At 66.1% G+C, this 7,007-nt stretch carries 7 protein-coding genes; 1 reads left to right on the top strand and 6 read right to left on the bottom strand.

Going from position 1 to position 7,007, the window contains the following annotated elements; all coding sequences use genetic code 11:
• Nucleotides 1-452 precede the first annotated feature (452 nt).
• From BDW41_RS22235 to BDW41_RS22215, 4 genes are all read right to left on the bottom strand, one after another.
• Nucleotides 453-1,040, bottom strand: a complete 588-nt coding sequence (locus tag BDW41_RS22235) for a hypothetical protein (protein ID WP_074548042.1) — start codon at nt 1,038-1,040, stop codon at nt 453-455.
• Between the two features lie 189 nt (nt 1,041-1,229).
• On the bottom strand, nt 1,230-1,454 hold the full coding sequence (locus BDW41_RS22225; protein ID WP_199535417.1) for a hemin uptake protein HemP: 225 nt from the start codon (nt 1,452-1,454) through the stop codon (nt 1,230-1,232).
• Nucleotides 1,455-1,524: 70 nt separating this feature from the next.
• Nucleotides 1,525-2,415, bottom strand: a complete 891-nt coding sequence (gene bla, locus BDW41_RS22220) for a subclass B3 metallo-beta-lactamase (RefSeq protein ID WP_074547923.1) — start codon at nt 2,413-2,415, stop codon at nt 1,525-1,527.
• A 347-nt stretch (nt 2,416-2,762) separates the two neighbouring features.
• A complete protein-coding gene (locus tag BDW41_RS22215) occupies nt 2,763-3,731 on the bottom strand; it encodes an aldo/keto reductase (protein ID WP_074547924.1) in 969 nt (322 codons plus the stop codon).
• 146 nt (nt 3,732-3,877) lie between these two features.
• Between BDW41_RS22215 and BDW41_RS22210 the strand changes: the two genes are divergently transcribed.
• Entirely contained in the window at nt 3,878-4,891 is a 1,014-nt protein-coding gene (locus BDW41_RS22210; protein WP_074547925.1) for an NAD(P)-dependent alcohol dehydrogenase, read from the top strand.
• 58 nt (nt 4,892-4,949) lie between these two features.
• Here the strand turns inward: BDW41_RS22210 and BDW41_RS22205 are convergent, their stop codons facing one another.
• Both BDW41_RS22205 and BDW41_RS22200 read right to left on the bottom strand, forming a co-directional pair.
• Nucleotides 4,950-5,525 (bottom strand): hypothetical protein, encoded by a 576-nt coding sequence (locus tag BDW41_RS22205; RefSeq protein WP_074547926.1) that lies wholly within the window; start codon nt 5,523-5,525, stop codon nt 4,950-4,952.
• Nucleotides 5,526-5,567: 42 nt separating this feature from the next.
• On the bottom strand, nt 5,568-6,722 hold the full coding sequence (locus BDW41_RS22200; RefSeq protein WP_074547927.1) for an acyltransferase: 1,155 nt from the start codon (nt 6,720-6,722) through the stop codon (nt 5,568-5,570).
• Nucleotides 6,723-7,007 lie beyond the last annotated feature (285 nt).

The following is a 7,007-nucleotide window of genomic DNA, read 5'->3' as shown; positions in this document are numbered from 1 at the left end:
CGCGAGGTGCCGCGCAGCGGCACGAGCCGTCGGCTCTGGCTTTTGACCTACCGGGTCCCCGTATGAGGCGGCGGGCGGGTGGAGATCAGGCCCCGCAGGGGTGCCTGGCAGGAAGCCAGGCACTTTTCGTCGGGGCAGGAGCCCCGTCGAAAAGCCCGGAACCCGCCCGCGCACCTTCCGGGCTTCGCCCGGAAGGCGCCTCATCCGGGGGGCCCTTCTCTTTGGTTACTTTCTCTTGGGCAAGCAAGAGAAAGTGACCCGGCCTCCGGCAGGAGGTCGGAACGCCCGCCGCGCAGGCGGCCAGGTCGCGGAAGCGCTCGAAGAAACCAATCACCTCTACGCGACAACCGAACGCAAAGTCACTGGATCCCGGCCTACGCCGGGATGACGGCTAAAGCACGAAACACCGAGGCCAGATTGTCCCTGTCCAGAGCGCCGACAAACTCAAACACTCAGCCACCCGCCCCCGACATCAACTCCACCGCCGCCGCCCGCGCCACATCCCGTGCAATCCCCCGCCCCAACGGAGAAAGCCACCCCAGCGCCCCCGTATCGAGCACCCGCAACGAAGCCAACCGATGCGTGCGAAAGCACAACAGCTCGGCGATGGCCGCCTTGCACGCCACCTCCCCCGGACACACCGGCGCCGCCGGCAACAGCGTGCCACCCGACAGCAGGGCATCCCACGCCAGGTAATCAGTATCCGGCAGCAGATGCAGGCGCGCGCAGAACGTGCCGGCCGCATCGAGGCAGTCGATCCACTCGCGCGGGCCGTCCGCGCCGATCATGCTCGATGCACGCAGTTCTTCCGTATGCAGCAACGGCGCCAGATCCTCGCGCGCCACCAGCCAGCCCGGCGCGATGTCGCGCATGGCGCGCGCGGACCGGCACGCCGGTAGGTACAGCACGCCGCCGAGCAAGGGCAGCTGGGCGGCGAGTTCGGTGCCGGACATCCGCACCGAGGCGCGGCTGATGGTCCAGCCCGTCGCGTCGGCGCAAGACCGTACCGAGGCCAAAGCGTGGGCAAGCCAGCCAAACATCATCGTGCTCCTTGAAAGCCATGGAGAGGACCCGGCTGGCGTTCGGCGAGAAGCGCGTGGCGGTAGGCCAGTTGAACGTGTCCGGCACGAAACCGGCGAAGGTGTGGGCATCCTTGCCCGTGAAGTTTCTCCATCGGGGGACGGCGCAGCCGTTGGCGACCCGCGATGCAGCGCGGGTCGCGGGCATGCTTATTTGGTGAGGATCAGCTTGTCGTTGCGGGTCAGGCGCAGGTGGTACTCGCTGCCCTGATGCTGGATCACCAGTTCGCGCTCGCCATGGAGCAGCGCCTGGCTGGAGATGCGCCGTACCGGCGCATCCGGTGCAGGGGAAGGCTTGGACTTGAGGCTGAGCAGGCGGAACGGGCGGGCCAGTGCGTCGGCCCCCGAGGGGAGGGACAGAACCGTCGTGGTCATGGTGATGCTCCGCAGGAGAGTGGCGACGCTCAGATGATAATAATTCTCATTTGAGTGTCAACCACCGGATTCACGGTGCGGCTTTCTGACCGGCCCGCTCCTTGGCCAGCTTGGCGTCGAGCATGCGGGTGCCTTCGGCCGCATAGCGGCGGCAGGCGCCGGTGTCGATCAAGGGGTCGGGCTGGGTCCCCGCGTTGTGGCCCGCCATGCGCTCCAGGAAATCGCTCTGGCTCGGATGCGGGGACATCAGGATGTCGCAGGGCAAGGCCGCGACCATGGCGATGCTGCGCCGATAGTTGGTCACCCGTTCCGGATGCGCCGGGTCGCTGTAGCGGTAGTCGGAACCATCAGCGGTGAAGGCGCCCAGGCTGTCCGCGTAGACCATGTGCAGGCAGCGGCTACCCTCGCACGACTCCCACGTCCAGCTCGTGCTGCCGGGCGTATGTCCCGGCGTGTAGTGCGCGGTGATCGCCACGTCGCCGACGCGCACCACGCCGTTGTCCGCCACGACGCCGACGTGCGGAATCGGCGGATACTCCGGCGCCTCGCCGAACTGCGGATCGTCGGGATAGTGGCCGCCCACCATCAGCTCCTTTGCCCCGGCGTCGCTGGCCGCCACACGTGCGCCGCTGTCGCGTGCGATCGCGGCGATGGCACCGGCATGATCGAAATGCGCGTGGGAGTTGAGGATCAGCTTGACGTCTTCGAGCTTGAAACCCAGCGCCTTGATGTTGCCCTCCACCTGCGCCGCGTTCTGCGGCAACGTGCCGTCGATCAGCACCAGGCCCTTGGACGAACCGATGAGGATCGCACTGAGTCCACGCGTGCCGACGTAATAGGTGTTGCCGTAGATGCGGAACGGCTTCTCGGGCTGCGTCCAGTCGGGATGATCGGCGGCGTGGGCCGATGCGGCGGCGACCAGGGCGAAGGCACCGAGCAATGCGTGGCGAAGGGACTTCATGGGATGGCGTTCCTTACCGTGGAAAGTCTGCAGAACATAGCAGCGGCGCGCGGCTGGAAAAGGCGGCCGTCAGGCGGGGCGGGGGCAAGATCGGGCATCGCGCGGGCAGGTGCTCGCTGCACGATTTGGCGCCACCGCGGGCTCGATGCGAGAAGTGATGGGCGAGATGCTTGCTAAGCCTGTTCAGAATCTCGCGTGAGCGCGCCATCCCCCTCACCGTCATCCCCGCGAAAGCGGGGATCCAGCGACTTTACGCGCTGCGAGAAGGCTTAAAGACACTGGATCCCCGCTTTCGCGGGGATGACGGTGAGGGAAACAGGCGTTGCTCAAGAGATGGCGACCGGCTCTTACGCCACCGCCTGCCCGATATGCTTCAGCACCTCAGCATCAAGCCTCGGCAACAACGCCAGCGACGCCAGGTTCTGCTCCAGTTGCTCCAATTTGCTGGCGCCCAGCATCACCGTGGACACGTGCGGATTGGCCAGGCACCACGCAATGGCCAGCTGCGCCATCGGCACGCCGAGTTCCGCCGCGATGGGCGCGAGGCGGCGCACCTTGTCCAGGCGCGAGGCGTCGTGTTCCAGCACTGCTTCGCGCAGCCATTCGTAGCCCGGCTGGGCCAGGCGCGATTCCGCCGGCACGCCATGGTTGTACTTGCCGCTCAGCAAGCCCGAAGCCAGCGGCGACCAGATGGTGGTGCCCATGCCGTAGGCGTCGTACAGCGGCGCGTATTCCTGCTCCACGCGTTCGCGATGCAGCAGGTTGTATTGCGGCTGCTCCATCGTCGGGGCGTACATGTGGTTTTCCTTCGCCACGCGATGGGCCTCCACGATGGCCTCCGCCGGCCATTCGCTGGTGCCCCAGTAGAGCACCTTGCCCTGGCGCACCAGCGTATCCATCGCCGCCACCGTTTCGGCAATGGGCGTATCCGGATCGGGGCGATGGCAGAAGTAGAGATCCAGGTGCTCCACGCGCAGCCGCTGCAAGGCCTGGTGGCACGCCTCGATCACGTGCTTGCGCGACAGGCCGCGCTGCGTGGGCAGCGGGTTGTCGACCGCGCCGAAGTACACCTTGCTCGACACGCAGTAGCTGTCGCGCGGAAAGCGCAGGTCGGCCAGCACGTCGCCCATCAGCGTCTCGGCCACGCCGTTGTTGTAGGTCTCGGCGTTGTCGAAGAAGTTGATGCCGTGGTCGTGCGCCATCGCCAGCAGGTCGCGCGCGAGCGAACGCCCCACCTGTTTGCCGAACGTGACCCAGGCGCCGAACGACAGCGCGGAGAGTTGCAGGCCGGATTTGCCAAGACGTCGATACTGCATGGGGGCGCTCCGATCGGTGGGGACTGGTCAGCATGCCAAGAGCGGCGGTGGTTCGTCCATCGCCACGGCTTACACGCAACGCCAACGCCATGCGGCTTAAGCTGAGGCGTTTGCCGCACTCACTCTCACGATACGGAGCGCATCGCATGTCGACCATGAAGGGTTGGGCCGCCGAGCAGGCGGGCAAGCCGCTGGTGCTTTCAGAGTTCGATCTCGGCCCGCTCGGCGCCGAACAGGTGGAAGTGGCCGTGGACTACTGCGGCATCTGCCATTCGGACCTGTCGATGATCAACAACGAATGGGGCATGGCGCGCTTTCCCTTCGTGCCCGGCCATGAGGTGATCGGCCGCGTCACCGCGCTCGGACCCCAGGCCAAGGGGCTCACCATTGGCCAGCGCGTCGGCATCGGCTGGAGTTCCAGCAGCTGCATGCACTGCAAGCAATGCCTGAGCGGCCACCAGAACCTGTGCGCCGAAGTGGAAGCCACCATCGGCGGCCGCCATGGCGGCTTCGCGGACAAGGTACGCGCGCATTGGGCCTGGGCCATTCCGCTGCCCGAGGGCATCGACCTGCCCAGCGCGGGTCCCCTGCTCTGTGGCGGCATCACCGTGCTCAAGCCGTTCCTCGCCTATGAGGTGAGCCCGACCGCGCGCGTGGGCGTGGTGGGCATCGGCGGCCTGGGCCACATGGCCGTGAAACTCGCCAGGGCATGGGGCTGCGAAGTGACCGCCTTCACTTCCACCGCCGCCAAGGCCGACGAAGCCCGCGCCTTCGGCGCGCACAACGTGGTTTCCAGCCGCGACGCCGCGGCCATCAAGGCGCTGGCGCGTTCGCTCGACCTGCTGCTGGTCACCGTCAACGTATCGCTGGACTGGAGCGCGTTGATCAACACGCTCGCGCCGCGCGGACGCATGCATGTCGTCGGTGCGGTGATGGAGCCGATACCGGTATCGATCTTCCAGCTGATGGGCGCGGAACGCGAGATCTCCAGTTCGCCCACCGGCGCGCCCGAAGATATCGCCGCCCTGCTCGATTTCGCCACGCGCCACGACATCCGCCCGCAGGTGGAAATGTTCCCCATGTCGGACATCAATGCCGCCCTCAAGCATCTGGAGGAAGGCAAGGCGCGCTATCGCATCGTGCTCGACGCGAAGGCCTGAACGGCGAAAAGGCCCACGGTCGCCGTAACCGGCAACCGTGGGCCATGATCAAGCCCGCTCAGGGCAAGGTGTGGACGTTGATGCGGCCGTCGAGCCCCTGGTCCGCGTCGGGACGCCACATGGTGCTCTTGAGCGCATCGGCGGTGGCCCAGGCTTTCAGCGCGGCGACCAGCGTTGCGTTGTCGCCGTCCTTGCGCACGTAGAAATCCAAATGGCGGAAGTCGTCGCAGGCCGTGTCGCAGTGGTAGCTGGAAAAACCCAGCGCTTCGATCTGGCCGTATTCGTTGACGATGATCGCCGCCGCGCTGCCGCCGCACTCGCGCGTCGGGCAGGCGGAGAACAGGTAGCGGTCGTTGGCCAGCGTCTGCACCGACGGCGACGAACCACCCAGCGCCGCCAGCGCCTGTTCGCTCACCGAACGGTTGCCCTGGAAATAACTGACCTTGCTGCCGCCCGCGAAATGACCCAGCGCCGTCGCGAAACCGCTGGCGCGCGCCAACTGGTTGGCGTTGGCACACGTGGTCGGATCGATCATGCGGCACGGACCTACCGGCGCCGCCGTCGCGGCCCATACGGAAGCCGGCACAACAAGCAGCAACAGAATGAAACACGCCAAGCGCGCGAATTTGCTCATGACACACCCTCCCCTACGAGTGATCTTCCCTCTGAATCCGCGTCAGGCTGCCTCCGTGCCGGCACCGGCGATGACGCCGGCGGCATGCGCCTTTGCCGGCGCCTGACGCAAAACACGTTCACGCAGAGCCAGGAACGGACGCTCCACCCCGTAGTAAAGCACCGCCCCCACGCCCAGTACCGCCAACGCATACCCCGCGAAGGTCAGTACGCCGTGGCCGTCCAGCCACGCGCCCGCCACGCTCTCGGTCATATGGAACACCGCTTTGTGTGACAGGTACATGCTGTAGGACACCGTCGCCAGCCAGCCCGCGCCCGGCACCCGCCATCGGGCGAGCACACCGGACGCCTGCGCGCCGGCAAACACCAGCAAGCCCATGCCGAAGGAAAGCAACGGATATCCCAGCACCGTGGGAACCAAGCCGGTCCGATCGCGGAACAGCCAGATCGAACCGCCGACTACCGCTACCCCTGCGAGCAGAAAGCCGTTGGCGTGGCGCCCCCATCGGGACCAGAGGATGGGCCGGTAGACCCTGGCCGCAGCCAGCATCACGCCCATCAAAAGGCCGTCCAGACGGGACCACGTGGGATAGTAAACGCCCTCGAGGAACATTTTGTTATAGGAATTTTGGTCAATCGCCTTGAGCGGCTGCATGCCCCACAGCCAGACGCCGCCGCGCACCAGCATGCCTCCCAGCACCACCACCGCGCAGACCGCGGCGAACCGGCGCATGGACGGCCGCCGCGCCAGCCACCACGCCAGCAGCGGGAAAAGCAGGTAAAAGTGCTCCTCCACGCACAGCGACCAGGCGTGCGAAAACGCCAGGTGATACTTCGCCTCGATCAGCAGGTTCAGCGTGAACGTAAGGAACTGCCACAGCGGCTGGATCAGGTTCACCTCGCGAATGGACGGCCAGATGAAATAGGCGGCCACCACCACCAGGTAGGCGGGCAGGATGCGAAACGCGCGGCGCAGGTAGAAATCCCCGAAGGCGAAGCCACGCCCCTCCGCCAGCGGCCTGAGCACCTGCGAGCCGATCAGGAAGCCGCTGAGCACGAAGAACAGATCCACGCCCATCCAGCCGTTCTTCTCGATGCCGCCGAAATGGCCCCAGCCATCGACGACGAACGAATGGAAGATCATCACCCACACGATCGCTGTCGCACGCAGCAGATCCAGCCCCGGCAATCGGTTCACGCGTCTCCCCTTCCCTGGTGTGTACCCGCGGCCTTGACGCGTGTGCGTCGAGAGAGAACCGCAGCGGCGCAATATAGCGTGGCGGTGATGGGGAGTTATGGCGAATTTGTGGCGGGGATGGGGGCTTGGTTTGGACGGCTACTTGAGGTGCTGTCGTTTGACGTGCGATGCGAGCTTTTTTCCATCCGGTCTAAGACAGCATGGACACGCGACCTGCAAGGCACCTCTGTCCAGCTCCCTCTCCCCTCCGGGGAGAGGGTTGGGGTGAGGGGTCACGCTTGCCTC

The organism is Dyella sp. AtDHG13, from assembly GCF_003201105.1.
In the GTDB taxonomy this organism is placed as follows: Bacteria; Pseudomonadota; Gammaproteobacteria; order Xanthomonadales; family Rhodanobacteraceae; genus Dyella; species Dyella jiangningensis_B.
The sequence above is the reverse complement of the archived record's forward strand: the minus strand, read 5'-3'. Positions and strand labels throughout refer to the sequence as shown.